The organism is Bacteroides eggerthii (assembly GCF_025146565.1).
Classification (GTDB): Bacteria; Bacteroidota; Bacteroidia; order Bacteroidales; family Bacteroidaceae; genus Bacteroides; species Bacteroides eggerthii.
The window spans coordinates 1,380,452-1,398,953 of the sequence record NZ_CP102258.1; the positions used below are offsets into that span (position 1 = coordinate 1,380,452).

Below are 18,502 nucleotides of genomic sequence, written 5' to 3' on the forward strand. Positions count from 1 at the left end.
ATACGCCATATTACAAAAAAAAATATTATGAACGCATCATTATAATAAGATTATAATTATCTTTGTATAAAACATGTAATCTATGGCAAAAATTAATCCGTTTATAACCAGTGGCTATGTTTCAGCAGAGTATTTTTGCGACCGTATAATTGAAACAGCCACATTGACACGCTACATAACCAACGGTAACAATGTAGCTTTGATATCTCCTCGCCGTTTAGGAAAAACCGGACTGATAGAACATTGCTTTCATCAAAAACGAATAAAGGAAGAATATCATACATTTTTAATTGATATATATGCGACAAAGAACTTGCAAGAGTTTGTATTTGAACTTGGAAAAGGTATTTTGAATGGTTTAAAGCCTCGTGGAAGAAAGACATGGGAATTATTTCTCAAATGCCTATCTTCTCTTCGCACCAGTATTTCTTTTGATTTCAGTGGTAACCCCAACTGGAACTTGGAAATGGGGGATATAAAGACTCCTGCCATAACTCTTGATGAAATATTTCATTATTTAGAACAAGCAGATAAACCTTGTTTAATCTCCATTGATGAATTCCAAGTTATTGCCAAATATCCGGAGAGTGATGTTGAGGCTACACTACGAACACACATTCAGCATTGTTCTAATGCAAAATTCATTTATGCTGGCTCGCAACGGCATATGATGGGAGAGATATTTACCAGTCCGTCACGTCCGTTTTATCAGAGCACGGCTATCATGGAGTTATCTCCTATTAATATAGATATTTATACGGAATTTATAAAAAAGCACTTTGTAGAGAATAAGAAAAGAATTACTGAAGAAACTGTTCAGGAAATTTATAAGAGTTTTGAAGGAATAACCTGGTATATACAATTTATAGTAAATTCGCTTTATGCAATGACTGCTGAAGGTGAAGAATGTACAGTTGATAAAGTGAATATTGCAATTGATAATATTTTATCGCAATTGAATTTTACCTATTCTTCACTTCTGTTTCAACTTCCACCTAAGCAGAAAGAAGTTCTCATTGCTATTTGTAAGGAAGGAAGGGCCCAAGAAATCACTTCCTCCAAGTTTCTGAAAACTTACAAGCTAACAGCCAGTTCTGTGCAAGGAGCCATAAAAGGATTGTTGGACAAAGACTTTGTTACTAATGAGTTAGGCGTTTATAGCGTATATGACAAATTCTTTGAGATTTGGCTAAGAAAGCAGATGGGTTGACGAAACCTATATGCAGAGATAATCCCGAAACAAAGATACAGTACGCACTGTAAGAAAAACAATAAGGCATCTAATTTACAATGAAGAAGTCAGGATTCACTGAGAACTCTCTCGTTATAATACACCTATGCGGAGACGTAAAATAAACTGTGTCATGCGGCGTTTTCTTCCAAGCTCATCGGTCGGGGATCGGCCAGCGCCAAGGGGGTGCACCAGCACTCCCGACGAGCGTAAAGTTACAACAATTTAAATCTGTCTCCAAACTTTATCGCTAATTGTTGTGCGATGGCCGCCCAGTTGGCTATGGGCATGGTCCATTTCTTGCGTATGTTGCGGTAAGCGAGATAAACCAACTTTTCAAGGGCGGTGTCGTTAGGGAACACGCCCTTGTTTTTTGTCACTTTCCGCACTTGGCGGTGATAGCCCTCGACTGTATTCGTGGTATAAATCATACGTCGTATATCCGACGTAAACTGGAAGTATTCAGTAAGCCTTTCCCAGTTATCCTGCCAAGACTTGATAACGATAGGGTATTTCTCACCCCATTTTTCTTCCAGATTAAAAAGTCCTGTCTCAGCGGATTCCTTATTTACCGCACCATAGACATGTTTCAGATCCCTCATGAACTCTTTTTGGTGCTTGCTGCCGACATACTTGATGGAGTTACGTATCTGATGGACAATACAGAGCTGGACAATAGTATCAGGAAACACACTTTGGATAGCGTCTGGGAAGCCTTTCAATCCGTCAACACAAGCTATGAGTATGTCACAGACACCACGGGTCTGCAAGTCTGTCAATACATTCAGCCAGAAGTTCGCGCCCTCATTCTTAGAGATATACATCCCTAACAGATCCTTATGTCCCTCGCTGTCCAGAGCCAGTACATTGTAAATCGCACGGGTTACGGCACAGCCTCTCTCGTCCATTACCTTATAATGGATGGCATCCATCCAGACTATCGGATAAACGCTGTCCAGGCTACGGGAACGCCATGCCTTTATTTCCGGAAGTACACGATCGGTGATGGCGCTAATTGTCTCAGCAGACACACGATTACCCAAGTTCTCCTCCATCCAGTCACTTATCTCACGTGTGCTGTTTCCCAAAGCATAAAGTCCGATGATACGGTCTGCAACACCTTCTGCAAGAATGGTTTCACGCTTTTTTATGAACTGGGGTTCAAAGGTGGAGTTACGGTCACGAGGGGTAGATACGGTGACTTCTCCCATCGAAGTCTGTACTTGTTTTTGCATCTTGCCATTACGACGGTTGCCACTCATGCGTTCATCCTCAGAAAGATGAGCGTCCATCTCACCTTCAAGGGCAGCATTTAATATACTCTCCAACAACGGAGCAAAAGCACCGTCCTTACCTAACAAGGGTTTACCAGACTTCAACTGTTCAAGAGCCTTGTTCTTGATACTTTCAAAATCAAATTCTTCACTCATAAAATAAACTGTGTTAGCAAAGTTAATATTTTATTCTTTTCCTTAGCTGACACAGTTCAAATTACGGACTCCACCTATGCTGGGTGAATAAATAGCCAACTAATTCAAATAAGTGAATTAGTTGGCTTAGTTTATTTAAGGATGGAATATTTTATTCTAAAATATCTCCTCTAAGTAAAGGATTGGCTGCTATTGATTCTTTTGGGAAAGGCATCAAATAGGTTTCTCCTTCCATTTTCTGATCTCTCCATCTAACAAACTCCAAAGCAAGCTCCAAACGTCTTTCTTCTTTTAAAGTTAATGATGATTTTCTTTTTGCTTGGAATTCCGTTAAACGATTTGAGTTTCCAGCTTCGGCAGAAATCAGATACATTTCCGGTAATCTGGATACATAAAATTCAGAATCCCAGTTTTCCGTATTTTTATACTTGGCGCTACTAGGAAAAACATAACCTTTACGATCTGCTGCTTCGTCCAACTCATACAGAATCTTACGTGTGTCATTGCCTTTTAATAAGGCAACAACCTCATCGGCAACAGCCAAACAGTTCCAGTTTCGGGCTTCCCAGCTCATAATGTATCCCCAACCTGCATTAGATGTGGCACTTGTTAAAGTTGCAAAGTACATAATAACTTCTTTATCTTTCTCTGCGGGATTGTCAGAAAGACTAAACTTTCCGCTTGTAATCAAACTCTCAGCTTCCTGTCCTGCAAGGTCTAAACGTCCCTGCATTCTATATACTCTGGCTAACAAAGCCTGAGCCGCTTCTTTGGTCGGTTTAGTATTCGCTTCCGGAGTATTAGTGTTGAATTCCGGGGCATGCGCTTTAGCGTCCAATAAGTCTGAGACTATAAATTCCATTACCTTTTTCTCTGAAGAACGTTGAATCGGTTGCTTGTCATAGTTTTCGTCAATAATGGGAACGGCACCATATAAATCAATTAAGCGAATATAATTATAAGCACGACAATATTTCGCAATTGCTTTCTGTGACTCTGAAGCTGAAGGAACTCCCAAAATAGTGTTGGCCCTGTAAATACCTTTGTACAAGTCCGGATAATTGTAATAGTTCAAAATATCATCTTCCAAAATTTCATGATTATAAGCATCCTGAATTTGAAAGAATTGCGGATTAACTAATTTAAGATTATCCGACAAATATTCAGGGTACATGTTTGTACAATAACTATAATTGTTGGAGTTGACTATAGCAGCATATAAACCATTCAATAATTTGTCAACATCTTCAGTCTTTAATTCCTGATTGGCGTCCAAAGACATCTGGGAATCTATATCAAGCATGTTGCTACAACCGGATAGGCACCACATGCTTAAAAGTATATATATGTATTTTTTCATATCAATGTCTGTTATAAATTAAAATGCAATATTCACACCAAAAATAAAACTTCTCATATTGGGTATTCCGGCATTATCAGTACCAGCAACCACCTTATTATTTGTTCTATCTGGATCAACATATTGAAGTTCCGGATCAAGCCCTGAATATTTGGTGAAGGTGAAGGGATTTCTTATTTGGATATATGCTCTTACTGTTTCCATGAATGGGATATTCAGATGTTGGAAATTGTATCCCAACGTAATATCTGAGATACGGAGATAATCCGCATCTTCCAAGAAACGTGAAGAACGTTGTGTATTCCAAGTCGTAATCGAAGAATTCAGATTCAAGCGCGGGACATCTGTATTGGTATGCTCCGGCGTCCATCTGTCAAGGATTTCAGTTACCATGTTGTTTGAATAAGAAGGATAACCGCCACCGCCACCATTCATTTGACCGTTACCGCCTTCTTTATACATGGTATATATCTTTTTGCCTATAGAATATTGTGCTTGAATATTCAAGTCAAATCCTTTATAGTTAACTGTTGTACCGAGGCCGCCATAGATGGGGGCAATACCGCCTGAGAAAATCTGTGCATCAGCAGAGTTGATAAGTCCGTCGCCATTAATATCTTCATATAGCATGTCACCAGGTTGTACAACTTTTGTTACCTTACCTTCGGCATTTTTGTATTCTGTTTTTTCCTGTGCAACACCTAATGCTTTGATTAACTGATAAGAGCCAAGCGCTTCTCCTTCTTTCACGATAGAGACAAAACCTGTATTATAATAATCTTTTGTCGGGTCACCCAAATCGAGAACTTTGTTCTTATTGTAAGAGAAGTTAGCATTGAAACTCCAGGTTATATCTTTGTTTCTGATAATATCAGCACTAAGATCCAATTCTATACCACTATTTCTGATGCTACCCATATTGGCTGTCATAGTTCTGAATCCTGATTCTGTTGCTACAGGAGTGGCATATAGTAAGTCTTGCGTTTTTTTGTTATAATAGTTGGCTGAGAAGTTAATTCGATTATTGAAAAAAGCCATATCTATACCGAAGTTGGTTGCCAATCCTTTTTCCCAAGTCAAGTTTTTATTAAAAAGAGATGCGGCCGCTAATCCCGGTAGACCATTGTAATTATAGTTTGAACCAGAATTGAGTAAGTTTTGACCGGAAGCATTTCCAATGCCACTTTGGTTGCCCGTTTGACCATATGAAGCTCTTATCTTCAATAAGTTCATAACACTTTTATTCCAGAAAGCTTCATTGGAGATAGTCCATCCTCCGGAAACAGCAAAAAATGTTCCCCATCTGTTATCTTTAAGAAATTTAGATGAACCATCTCTACGGATAGAGAACATTAAATTGTATTTATCATCCCAGTTAAGTTGAATACGTCCAAAATATGATTCCAAAGCATTGGCAGTGTATAATGAACCACCGTCAGTAATCTTTCCTGCAGAATCTAACCATTTAAGTGAAGTAGAGGGGAAATCCTGGCCATATACACTTGACTCTTCTTCCTCAAACTTTTGGAATGAATGTCCGATTAGAACAGTATAAAAGAGTTTGTCTAATATATTATTTGAATAAGTTAATGTATTCTCTATAATATAGTCAGAGAACATTTCTGTTCCATAATATCCGCTACCATTCAAGCTTTCTCCTCTTTTAGTATCCGCCGAATCATATCTGTTGTATCTTCTTGAATTTATGTTTCCACCTATAGAAGCATGCCAAACCAGGCCCTTAATAATAGTCCAGTCAAAATATGCCGTACCACCCAAGCGATAGCGTTTATCAGTAACATCCCTTTCAAATGCATGCAAAGGATTTGTAAATGTACCAATATAAGGTTTTCCGTCTTCATCCAAAGCTGGTGCATCGGGACGTGCATTAAATGAGGCAGCCCAAGGCTGGTATATATCATTATCCTCTACTAAAGGTGTAGATACTGAAGACGAGAAATATGATTTAATACCAATCTTAAAATTGTCGAAAACCTTATGGTCCAAGTTTAATTTTATTGTTGAGCGTTTGAACTCATCTTTTTTTACTACACCTTCTTGGTTGAAATGTGAAGCTCCTACATAAAACTTGGTTTTCTGTCCACCACCAGATATACCTAACTGATAATTTTGCATTAAAGCATTTTTATTTCTGATTTCACCAAACCAGTCCGTACCTTCTGCCGTCAATGGCTCAAAAGGAGTTAATACAGATTCATCTTTAGGTTTGCTTAAATACCCATTGGCAATATCATCTAAATAGTTTTGACGTGCCTCATTTAATATTTCAGCATATTCCTTGGCATTTAGCATTTTAGGTGTTTTTACAGGATTTTGGATTCCAACACTAACGTTTAAGGTTACTTGAGTCTTCTGCGCAAAAGAACCGGATTTCGTTGTAATCAAAATGACACCATTGGAAGCTCTAGAACCATAGATGGCGGTTGATGCTGCATCCTTTAAAATTTCCACGCTTTCTATATCACTGGGAGAGATGGAGGCAAAAGAAACTCCCGGAACTCCATCAATGACATACAATACGTCATTTGACGCACTTAATGAGCCATTTCCACGTAAACTGATTTGCGTTTCATCACCAGCACGTCCTGATGTACTTACAACTTGCAAACCACTTACTTTGCCCTGAAGTGCTTGGCTTATGTTGACAGCTGGTATTTTAACAATTTCATCAGCTTTCACAGAAGATATAGCTCCGGTCAATTCAGACTTTTTTACAGTACCATATCCCACCACCATTACTTCATCAAGAACTTCAGAGTCTGTTTTTAATACGACTCGCAAATTAGGTTTTATTGCAACTTCCTGTGTTTGCATACCAATATACGAAATTTGCAAAGTCTTCGCAGAACTTGGTACGTTCAGTAAAGTAAAATCACCATCTACATTGGTAATAGCACCAATTTGTGTACCTTTTACCAATACAGAGGCTCCAATAACTGGCTGCCCATCTTCTTCAGAAATCACAACACCTGTAACCTTCTGTGTTTGGGCAGTTACTAGGCCTATTCCTACAAAAAGGCAGGCCAATAACAGCATTAATTTTCTTTTCATAAATTCTCTCTTAAAGTTTAACTTTACATTAATTGTTTCTTTACTCTAACAAAATGCAAATATATTAATAAATATGAAACGGGCAACTATTTTATTGAAAAAAACTTGTAAATCTATCAATCTGTTAATGAAAATAGCGATTTTATGCTGAATAACAGTTTTTGTATAATTAAAGAAGCTCAAAATAGTATTATTCGCTATCACTATGTTTCTGCTGTTTTAGCTAATTATTAATCTGAATACATGTATTTTAAAACAAAATGGTTAAAAAATCGCCGGTATTGATGCGGTTTTACAGAATAATCAAAGACATCTTGTGTCTTTTTTGCAGCCTCTAAAGCTAGATTACAAAAAAAGAAATGCGACTTTTCACAGATATTAATCCTTGTTCAACTCTGGTTTTGCACAGAATATTGTCTTATTTGTTTATAGTATTAATTTAAACAGTTTGAAATGAATAAAATTATTTACAATCTTGTGTACAACAGAAAGAAATGCCTGAATAAAAAAGGAATGGCATTAGTACAAGTCGAAGCTTATTTAGGCAGAAAGAAAAAGTATTTCTCAACCAAGGTCTATTTGAAACCGGAACAGTGGGATAACAAAAAGTTGATTGTTAAAAATCATCCTAATGCAGACGCTCTGAACAGGTTGATTTATGAATTTGTTGCAACAATAGAAAAAAAGGAACTGGAATTATGGCAGCAAGGTAAGCGAATCTCTCTAGAGCTATTAAAAAACGCCTTAACTACACAGGAAAATAACTCTTCGTTTATATCCTTTTTCAGGCAAGAGGTTATGAACTCATCTTTGAAAGATAGTACTAAACGCAATCATCTTTCTACACTTATGCTGTTGCAAGAATTCAAAAAGAACATAACATTTTCAGATTTGACATTTGAGTTAATTTCGTCTTTCGAATACTTCCTACAATTGAAAGGGTATCATACCAACACTATTGCCAAACACATGAAACATCTGAAACGGCATGTAAATATAGCTATAAACAAAGAATATATTGAAATACAGAAGTATGCTTTTAGAAAGTATAAAATAAAAACAATAGAAAACAAACACACCCATTTGGTGCCGGAAGAGTTGGAAAGACTGGAAAATCTGATTTTATCAGGCAGATATGTCAAGTTACAAAAGTCCTTGGATGCTTTCTTGTTCTGTTGTTATGCTGGAATGAGATATTCCGATTTTATTAATTTGTCTTCTGAAAATTTCGTAGATATCAATCAGGAAACATGGCTTATATACAAGTCTGTGAAGACAGGAACGGAAGTGCGCCTTCCTCTTTATCTGCTCTTCTCAGGAAAAGGAATTGCGATTCTTAATAAATATCGAGATAATTTGGAAGATTTTTTTCATTTAAGAGATAACTCAAATGTCAATAAGGATTTGATAATTATCACAAGATTGGCAGGATTGTCAAAAAGGATATCCTTTCATACCGCGCGCCATACCAATGCTACTTTACTCATATATAATGGTATAAATATTACTACAGTGCAAAAACTACTCGGACACAAAAGCGTAAAGACTACGCAGGTATATACCAATGTAATGGATATGACTATTATTCATGATTTGGAGAAAATGAAGTAAGCAACTACTATCGCTGGGAAAAAGGTGGATATGTAGCATTGAAACCAATAGTTTCATCGGTCGAAACGATGAGCTTCCCATATTAAAACAAACTGTTCATTACTGTGAACTAATACTTTATCTTATTTTGTAAATAAAATAAGATACTGTATCTGTTTAGTCACACGATACACAGCGTGATAGATATTTGTAAAGATATTTATCTACCACGTCTATCTATCACGCTTTAATGTATTTATAATCAGATTTATAGCCCCTGCAATGTGATAGCATGACAGATGTTTTTCGTTTTTGAACTAATAGAAGAAGTCCGTTTGGATTCAATTATAAAAGAGAGACTTCATGAGTATCAATGCTTTTTACTTACAAAAATATTTCAAAAAAGTGATGAGTATACTTATAATGTGATTGTTTTTCAGCAACCATTTATGTAAAACACTAATTATCAATGGAAATTACAAGCTATAAGTAGCATTTTAGTAATATAGTTACATTATCAGATACGACTAAAACAATATCTATCGATACCTTTATTCTGAACAAATACTTTATTACCGATTGTAAATTGTTTATTTTAAATTATTTGCATCTGAGTGAGTTCTGCGAAGACTTTGCGTGTTTCGTTCGTTGGTATGCAAACACAGGAAGTGGCAATAAAACCTAATCTGCGAGTGGTGTTAAAGTCTGATGCAGAGGTGCTTGATGAAGTTGTTGTGACGGCAATGGGGATCAAACGTGCAGAAAAGGCATTGGGCTATTCTGCAACTTCTGTAAATAGTGAACGTATAACAGAGACACGTACTTCTGATATTATGTCTAGTTTATCTGGCAAAATTGCGGGTGTACAAATTTCTAATACTTCTTCCGATCCGGGAGCTTCTAATTCTGTAATTATTCGTGGTGTTAGTTCTTTGTCTGGAAGCAACCAACCGTTGTATGTAGTAGATGGAGTGCCTTTGAATAATTCTGCTGTATATTCTACGGATGGTTTGAATAGTGGCTATGACTTTGGTAACGGTGCAAATGCTGTAAATCCGGATGATGTGGAAAGCATGACGATCTTGAAAGGTGCTGCGGCAACAGCTCTTTATGGTAGTCGTGCTGCTAGTGGAGTTGTCATGATTACTACTAAAACCGGGAAAAAAAATAAGGGTTTGGGTATTGAGTATAATGGTGGTTTACAGTGGTCTACTATCTTACGTTTGCCCGAATTTCAGAACGAATTTGGTATGGGCTGGAATGGAGATCATACAGAACTTGAGAATGGTTCATGGGGACCTCGTTTTGACGGTTCTATGCAACTTTGGGGTAACAAATATGAAAACTCTCAAAAGCTGAAACCCTATTCTCCGATAAAAAATAATATAAAAGATTTTTTTGATGCTGGTTTTCGCTATAATAATAGTGTTTCATTTAATGGGGCTACTGATAAGAGTGAATATTATGTGTCTTTTTCTCAGATTAGCGATGATGGTATGATTCCTACTGATGCAGACAGTTATGACAAATATACATTCTCTGCTCGCGGTAGTCATAAAGTGAAAGCTCTAACTTTTTCTTCTTCATTGAACTATTCTTATCAGAAGAATAAATTTGCAACTACTGGTCAGGGACTTACTATGCTGAACTCTTTGTATCAGACTCCACGTGATGTTAGCATCATTAGTTTGCAGGATCAGAATGATATATTTAATTCACCTGGATATTTTTATACTCCTTATGGTGTAATGAATCCATATTATATATTGGAGAACTACTTGAATGAGTATGATGCTGAACGCTTTTATGGAAAATTCCAGGTTGATTATGACTTCTTGAAATACTTCAAGTTTACATATCGTATGGGTCTGGATACAACAACTGGGCAAAGCAATAGAGGTGAGCCTAATTTATATGCTTTGTTCTACGAAGGTACTCCGAATGGTGAAGGAATGGGCTCCAATAGTCCGTTCTATGGTAAAGAAGGTAGCTATAGTCAGCAGATAAGCCGTCGCCGCGAAATCAATCAGGATCTTTTGTTAAGTTTCAGTATGCCGATCAATGATTTTCAAATCAATGCATTGGCTGGTTTCAATGGGAATGAAAGGAAATATAGTTATTTATATTCCAGTGTAAGCAAGTTAACGATTCCTACTTGGTATAATTTGAGTAATTCTGCTGCTACTCCAACGGTTGAGCAATATCTTTCATTGAGACGTTTGATGGGTGTGTTTGGGCAAGTAGATCTTTCTTGGAGAAATATGCTGTATGTTACGTTGACTGCCCGCAATGACTGGTCGTCTACTCTTCCTAAAGAAAACCGTAGTTTCTTCTATCCAGGAGTTACCGGTAGCTTTATCTTTACAGAGTTGTTGGATGAAGATATGAAAGATATTTTGTCATTTGGTAAAGTTCGTATGGCTTGGGGTAAAACAGGTAATGATGCGAATGTATATATGACGAAGCCTGTTTATGGACAATCTTCAAACAGAATACCTTTTGGATCTTTGAACTTTCCACTGGGTGGAGTAAATGCTTTTTCTGCTGGAAATATCTTGGGGAGTAATTCATTGAGCCCTGAAATGACAACGGAATTTGAGGTTGGTTTGAATATGGCATTTTTCCATAACCGTATTTCTTTTGATGCAGCTTATTATAATAGAAATTCAGATAAGCAGATTTTCTCATTATCAATGGATCCATCTTCTGGTTATACAGCACAGAATATGAACTTGGGTAAAGTAAGAAATCGTGGCGTTGAATTATTGGTAAGTGCTACTCCGATACAAACACGTGATTTCAGCTGGATGGTAAGTTGGAACTTTACGAAGAACTGGAGCAAGGTGATCAGTTTGCCGGAAGAACTAGGAGGACAGACTGTTATATATGGTTTGAATGGTGGAACAAGTATGTATGCAATCACAGGTGAGCCGGTAGGAGTTTTCAAAGCGGAAGTTCCTAAGCGCGATCCGGAAGGGCACATTGTAGTTAATGCGGCTAATGGTCTTCCTGTTGCAGCCAAAGAGTTTGCCATTTGCGGAAACATGAACTATGATTATCAAATGGGAGTATCAACTACGCTGAAGTATAAAGGAGTAAGTCTGAGTGCAGATTTGGATATCCGTCAAGGTGGTGTGATGTATTCTCGTACTAAGGATATTAACTATTTTACAGGTAATGCTATTCAGACAGCATATAATGATCGTAATACGATGATTGTCCCAAATTCAGTGAATGAAATTATTAATGCAGACGGTACTATTAGCTATGTGGAAAATACTACTCCTATTTCTAGTGCTAATATGCAGGCTGGTAATCCTGGCACTTTCTGGGGAAATGGCGGATTCGATATGGGTAGTTACAGTTTGATCGACAAGTCTTATATAAAATTACGTTCAATAGCCTTGAGTTGGGAACTTCCGAATAAATGGTTAGCAAATACTCCTTTCCAGGCTGTTAGATTATCAGCTTTTGGTAATAACCTATTCTTGTGGACACCATCAGACAATACATTCGTAGATCCGGAAATGTCTTCATTTGGTAATGATTTGGAAGGACAGTATGGTGAATATACAGCGAACCCAAGTTCTCGTCGATTTGGTTTCAACGTAATGGTTAAATTTTAATAGAGGAATGAAGATGAAAAAAATACTATTAACTATTTCTACAGCAGCGTTTATGTTTGTTGGCTGCGATTTGGATATTAATGATAATCCGAACTATCCACAAGATGATCAGGTAACTCCAGACCTTATATTTCCTGCTATTCAGGGGAGTATTGCTGCAACTGTGGGTGGTGAAATCTACAATTATGCCGGTTTCTTTTCTCAGTATTTTGAACAGATGCCTGAGGCAAATCAGTATAATCAGTTAGCTACTTATACTTTTACGGAGAGTTCGCAAGAAATGGATTATTCTTATCGTATTATATATGCAGGAGCTTTGGAAGATGCTCAGCAGGTATTGAATAAGAGTAAAAATACAGCGGATCGTTTTGCTACAACAGTGTTGCGTGCTTATATTTTCCAAGTATTGGTGGATAATATGGGGGCATGTCCTTATACAGAGGCTTTGCAAGGAAATGCAAATGCTACTCCGAAATGGGATGATGGCGAGACTGTGTATAAAGGAATTTTAGCAGAATTGGATGCGGCAGAGCAGGAGTTGGACAATTCGAAAATGGAATCACCTGATTTGGTTTGTGATCAGGATATGGATCAATGGGTCGGTTTTGCCAATGCTTTACGTTTGCGCATGTATCTGCGCTTTATAGATGCTGGTATTGATGCTGCTGCATATACAGAAAAAGTGAAGGCTTTAGTGCAAGCAGGTAATTTCTTTACAGGAGATATTAAGTTTGATGCGTTTAAGGATGACGAGAATTATCGTAACCCTTGGTACACCACTAGTACATCTAATACAGGTAACCATTGTGCTGCTTATCCTCTTGTTTCTTATTTGAAATCTACTAATGACCCTCGTATTGCTTATGGTATGAATAAGGCTACTGGCGCAAAAGATTTTGTAGGAGCTATTCCGGGGAGTCATGATGTTGCTAAAAATAAGAATGCGGATGTTAGCGCAATCAATGTGACAATTGCAAAGATAAAGCCTGTTTATTTTTTTACACAGAGTGAACTTCAATTTTTGATAGCAGAAGTGAAGTTGCGTTTTCTGAATGATGATGCCGCAGCGAAGATAGCTTATGAGGCAGCTATTACAGCTGACTTTGCGGCTCGTGATATGGCAGGTCAGGAAACTGCAATGTTCGGTACTGGAGGAGCTGTTGCTTGGGGCAATGCAACTTCAAATGAGGACAAGCTTGAACTCATTTATATGCAAAAATGGGTTGCTCTTTTCTACATGGATCATATAGAAGCATGGAGCGAGATTCGCCGTACAGACTGTCCTAAACTGTCATCACATACAGCGGAAGAAATATCCAAGAACTCTTTGCTTTATACTCCGGGTGAACTGATCACTCCTTGGATCAGTGGTTTGGAATCCGGTGGACTGATTAAGCGGATGTTTTATCCTCTGTCTGCTCGCCAATATAATGCTAATACACCTGCGGCAGTACCTGCAAGTACGCCCATTTGGTGGGATGTGAAATAAAAAGTAAATAGTATAATATAAGTAAGAATATGAAAAAAATTATATATAGTATATTGATATGCTTTGGAACTGTAGTTTTATCTTCGTGTGAAGATACTTCGGAAGATATTTCCAAAGTGACGCATTTTGCATCTTTAGAGTTGAAAGGTGAGACGGCTATGAAGATGAAACTGAACGATACATATGTAGAACCGGGCTTCATTGCATTGGAAGGTGATGAGGATATTACATCTAAAGTAAAGATTGCAGGAGCTGTAAATAGTGCGAAGAGTGATATCTATACATTAACATATTCTGTTGCTAATGTTGATGGGTTTTCAGTTTCAAAGAAGCGTAATGTTTTGGTTGCTGCACCTACTTTTGCCAGTGCCTATTATGGAGAATCAGAACTTGGCAGCCGCCACTATGTAAATGCTCCAATTCATATTGTAGATAATGGCGACGGTACTTATGGAATCGATGATATTATGGGTGGATTTCAATTCCATGGCCTGAATGCCGGTTTGGAACCGGCCTACGATCTCCATGCAGAGGCCGTTATTAAGTTAGAAGCTGATAATAGTATATCACTAGTCAGTTTAGGCTCTTGGGCGCCGGAACTTAAGCTTACTCTTGGATTGAATAGCGGTAGCTATGATCCGGTAACAGGTGTGATAGAATTGAATGTTAAATATGGTGCAAATAACCAGCTTTCGGTTACATTGACCAAATAAATAATTGAATTATGAAAAAATATATAGCATTATTGTTATTAGTAACAGTCTCATTCGCGTTTACTGCATGTGACGATGAAACAGAACCAGGTGGAACTGCCGTTGAAAAAATGGCAGGCACTTGGATTGTAACTTGGGAAGCAAAGAATGAGGCAGGAAAGTGGGAAGATATTTTGGGTGGTACCGTTGAATTAAACACCTATAATACGGCTGCTAATGTTCCGACAGAAATGTGGGTGAAAGAGGGCTATCTTTTGAATTCTGCTATTAAGGTGTCTACGGATTATAACGCACGTACGTTCAGTGCAACTGGGCAAACGATTGCTGTAGCTCCTGAAATTTGGGGAGATTCTAAGATCGTTGTAGATGTTACTGATGGGAAAGTCTTGGCTGGTGCAGCTACTACTCCAAGTGGTATGCCGGCAGATAGTATTGTTTTCTTTGTAAATGTGCAAGGTGATGATACTTATAAAATTGCAGGTTTTCGCCGTACAGGATTTCCTGCTGACGAGTAATTTTAGATTTGAGAATACGAAAAGGAGGGCAACGCAACATTGTCCTCTTTTTTTTTGTTATATTTGCCGCCATATAACAAAAGTATACATATATAAGTAAGGTATAAAATAGAATGAAAGAATTTGTAATTTCCGAAGCACAGGTTGAAACCGCGGTATTGGTAGGTCTTGTCACAAAAACTCAGGATGAGCGTAAGACAAATGAATACCTCGACGAGCTGGAATTCTTGGCTGAGACAGCCGGGGCGGAAGTAGTGAAAAGATTTACTCAGAAGTTGGATCAGGCAAACTCTGTGACGTATGTCGGTAAGGGTAAGCTGGAAGAGATAAAAGAATATATCCGTAACGAAGAAGAAGCCGAGCGTGAGATCGGTATGGTGATTTTCGATGATGAACTTTCGGCAAAGCAGATACGTAATATTGAAGCAGAGCTGAAAATCAAGATATTGGACCGTACTTCGCTTATCCTTGACATCTTTGCAATGCGTGCGCAGACAGCCAACGCAAAGACACAAGTTGAGTTGGCGCAATATAAATATATGCTTCCCCGCTTGCAACGCTTGTGGACTCACTTGGAACGTCAGGGCGGCGGTTCGGGAGCCGGTGGAGGTAAAGGATCGGTAGGTCTGCGTGGTCCGGGTGAAACACAGTTGGAAATGGACCGCCGTATCATTCTGAACCGTATGTCATTGCTAAAAGAACGTTTGGCAGAGATTGACAAGCAGAAGGCCACCCAGCGTAAGAATCGCGGTCGTTTGATACGTGTGGCATTGGTGGGATATACCAATGTCGGAAAATCCACTTTGATGACGTTGCTTTCCAAAAGTGAAGTCTTTGCGGAGAACAAGTTGTTCGCTACGTTGGACACTACGGTGCGCAAGGTCATCATTGAGAATCTGCCGTTCCTTTTGTCTGATACGGTTGGGTTCATACGCAAGTTGCCCACTGATTTGGTAGACTCTTTTAAATCTACCCTGGATGAGGTACGCGAGGCCGACCTGTTGCTGCACATCGTAGATATCTCTCATCCTGATTTTGAGGAACAGATAGAAGTGGTAAACAAAACATTGGCGGACATCGGTGCATCCGGTAAGCCTATGATACTTGTATTCAATAAAATAGACGCTTACACCTATATCGCGAAAGCGGAAGACGACCTTACCCCCAGAACCAAGGAAAACTTGACACTTGAAGAACTGATGAAGACGTGGATGGCAAAGATGGAAGACAATTGTCTTTTTATTTCTGCCCGCGAACGGATCAATGTAGAAGAACTGAAGAGTGTGGTTTATCAGCGTGTAAAAGAACTGCACGTGCAGAAGTATCCCTATAACGATTTCCTTTATCAGACTTACGAAGAAGAAGTTTAATCAATGAAGAATTAAGAAGATTCTTCATTCTTAATTTAAGTGTTATGACTTACAGAAACTTGACCGAAGACGAAGTTCTCCGGTTGAAGAGCCAGTCGTGTCTGGCGGATGATTGGGGGAAAATAACCGTTGCAGAAGAGTTTTCAACGGAGTTTGTGCATCACACCCGCTTTTCGGGTGAAGTGCGTTTGGGAGTATTCCAATTAGAGTTTACTTTGCCGGGCGGAATAAGGAAACATTCCGGTTTGCGGCATGTGACGCTTCATAATGTAACGGTGGGTGACAACTGTTGCATTGAGAATATCCAGAACTACATTGCCAATTATGAAATCGGGCACGACACATTCATTGAGAATGTGGATATTATCCTTGTAGACGGTTTGTCCAAGTTCGGTAATGGTGTGGAGGTGTCTGTCCTGAATGAGACCGGTGGCCGCGAGGTGCTTATCAGTGATAAGCTCTCTGCGCATCAAGCATACATCATGGCGCTTTACCGCCATCGTCCGGAGTTGATTGCGCGGATGAAGGAGATCACCGATTTCTATTCCAATAAGCATGCATCCGCTGTCGGTTCCATCGGCAGCCACGTGATGATACTCAATACGGGTTCTATCAAGAACGTGCGTATCGGTGATTATTGTCACATCTGTGGTACGTGCCGTTTGTATAACGGAAGCATTAACAGTAACGAGATAGCGCCTGTGCATATCGGTCATGGCGTTATTTGCGATAATTTTATCATATCGTCCGGTTCGCATGTGGACGACGGGGCTATGCTGACCCGTTGTTTTGTGGGGCAAGCCTGCAAGCTGGGACATAACTATTCTGCTTCGGATTCCCTGTTTTTCAGTAACTGCCAGGGGGAAAACGGTGAGGCGTGTGCCATTTTTGCCGGGCCTTATACGGTGACGCACCATAAGTCCACTTTGCTTATAGCCGGTATGTTCTCTTTTATGAATGCCGGTTCCGGTTCCAATCAAAGCAACCACATGTATAAGCTTGGTCCTATTCACCAGGGGACATTGGAACGTGGCGCCAAAACCACTTCGGATTCTTACATCCTGTGGCCTGCGAGGGTAGGGGCATTCTCCCTTGTCATGGGGCGTCACGTTAATCATTCCGACACTTCCAATCTGCCGTTCTCCTACTTGATAGAGCAGAATAACACGACTTATCTTGTGCCGGGTGTCAACCTGCGCAGTGTAGGTACTATCCGCGATGCCCAGAAATGGCCTAAGCGCGACCAGCGTACCGATACCAACAAGCTGGATTTTATCAACTACAACCTGCTGAGTCCTTACACCGTACAGAAGATGTTCAAAGGGAGGGAAACGTTGAAAAACCTGCGTTATGCTTCGGGCGAACTATCCGACATCTATTCCTTCCATAGTGCCAAGATACGCAATTCAGCATTGGTGAAAGGCATCGGTTTCTACGAAACCGCCATCCATAAGTTCCTCGGCAACTCTGTCATCAAGCGTCTGGAAGGCATTGATTTCCGGACTAATGAAGAAATACGTGCCCGTCTCAAGCCCGATACCTCTATCGGTAGCGGTGAGTGGGTTGACATTTCCGGACTGATAGCTCCGAAAAGTGAGATTGACGCCTTGATAGACGGGATTGAATCCGGTACGGTGAACCGCTTGAAATACATCAATGCCGAGTTTGAACGGATGCATCAGAACTATTACACATATGAGTGGACATGGGCATACGACAAACTGGAGGAGTTCTACGGTATCAATCCCGAAAAGATAACGGCGGAAGATATTATTCACATCGTCGAGAAGTGGAAAGAAGCCGTTGTCGGTTTGGACCGTATGGTCTATGAAGATGCAAAGAAAGAATTCTCCCTGGCCTCCATGACCGGATTTGGAGCCGATGGTTCGCGCCTTGAGAAGGAACTTGACTTTGAACAGGTACGCGGCGACTTCGAGAGTAATCCTTTCGTGACTGCCGTTTTGAAACACATTGAGGTAAAGACTGCATTGGGTGATGAGCTGATAGGGCGTATGCAGCACGTCCGCTAAGTGGCGGCAAGGCAGTTGCACTTGCAAGTTTTCACCTTGATTAAAGAAATATTTCGATAATAGTTGCTACCTTTGC

At 39.3% G+C, this 18,502-nt stretch carries 10 protein-coding genes and 1 pseudogene; 8 read left to right on the top strand and 3 right to left on the bottom strand.

The genetic code is table 11. From position 1 onward, the window contains the following. The first annotated feature begins 82 nt into the window (after nt 1-82). A complete protein-coding gene (locus tag NQ546_RS05440) occupies nt 83-1,210 on the top strand; it encodes an AAA family ATPase (RefSeq protein WP_004289015.1) in 1,128 nt (375 codons plus the stop codon). A 236-nt stretch (nt 1,211-1,446) separates the two neighbouring features. Here the strand turns inward: NQ546_RS05440 and NQ546_RS05445 are convergent, their stop codons facing one another. The 3 genes from NQ546_RS05445 to NQ546_RS05455 form a co-directional block, all read right to left on the bottom strand. Further along, on the bottom strand, nt 1,447-2,661 hold the full coding sequence (locus NQ546_RS05445) for an IS256 family transposase (RefSeq protein WP_004292403.1): 1,215 nt from the start codon (nt 2,659-2,661) through the stop codon (nt 1,447-1,449). A gap of 151 nt (nt 2,662-2,812) precedes the next feature. Continuing rightward, on the bottom strand, nt 2,813-4,021 hold the full coding sequence (locus NQ546_RS05450; protein WP_081446751.1) for a RagB/SusD family nutrient uptake outer membrane protein: 1,209 nt from the start codon (nt 4,019-4,021) through the stop codon (nt 2,813-2,815). A gap of 18 nt (nt 4,022-4,039) precedes the next feature. Next, nucleotides 4,040-7,093, bottom strand: coding sequence for a SusC/RagA family TonB-linked outer membrane protein (locus NQ546_RS05455; protein ID WP_259812402.1), 3,054 nt, complete (start codon nt 7,091-7,093; stop codon nt 4,040-4,042). 453 nt (nt 7,094-7,546) lie between these two features. Between NQ546_RS05455 and NQ546_RS05460 the strand changes: the two genes are divergently transcribed. From NQ546_RS05460 to NQ546_RS05490, 7 genes and pseudogenes are all read left to right on the top strand, one after another. Further along, a complete protein-coding gene (locus NQ546_RS05460) occupies nt 7,547-8,704 on the top strand; it encodes a site-specific integrase (RefSeq protein WP_004289019.1) in 1,158 nt (385 codons plus the stop codon). A gap of 602 nt (nt 8,705-9,306) precedes the next feature. Then, nucleotides 9,307-12,309 (top strand): annotated as a pseudogene (locus NQ546_RS05465) (SusC/RagA family TonB-linked outer membrane protein); the annotation flags it as partial. A gap of 13 nt (nt 12,310-12,322) precedes the next feature. Further along, entirely contained in the window at nt 12,323-13,798 is a 1,476-nt protein-coding gene (locus tag NQ546_RS05470) for a SusD/RagB family nutrient-binding outer membrane lipoprotein (protein WP_029429313.1), read from the top strand. A gap of 29 nt (nt 13,799-13,827) precedes the next feature. Next, nucleotides 13,828-14,511 (top strand): DUF5011 domain-containing protein, encoded by a 684-nt coding sequence (locus tag NQ546_RS05475; protein WP_004289023.1) that lies wholly within the window; start codon nt 13,828-13,830, stop codon nt 14,509-14,511. A gap of 11 nt (nt 14,512-14,522) precedes the next feature. Beyond that, nucleotides 14,523-15,026: a lipid-binding protein gene (locus NQ546_RS05480; RefSeq protein ID WP_004289024.1), complete on the top strand. Its 504-nt coding sequence runs from the start codon at nt 14,523-14,525 to the stop codon at nt 15,024-15,026. A gap of 113 nt (nt 15,027-15,139) precedes the next feature. Further along, nucleotides 15,140-16,396 carry a GTPase HflX gene (gene hflX, locus NQ546_RS05485; RefSeq protein WP_004289025.1) on the top strand — a complete coding sequence of 419 codons (1,257 nt, stop codon included), beginning with the start codon at nt 15,140-15,142 and terminating at the stop codon, nt 16,394-16,396. Between the two features lie 44 nt (nt 16,397-16,440). Continuing rightward, the gene (locus NQ546_RS05490; RefSeq protein WP_004289026.1) at nt 16,441-18,426 is read left to right on the top strand and encodes a DUF4954 family protein; all 1,986 of its coding nucleotides are present in this window, start codon (nt 16,441-16,443) and stop codon (nt 18,424-18,426) included. Nucleotides 18,427-18,502: the final 76 nt, after the last annotated feature.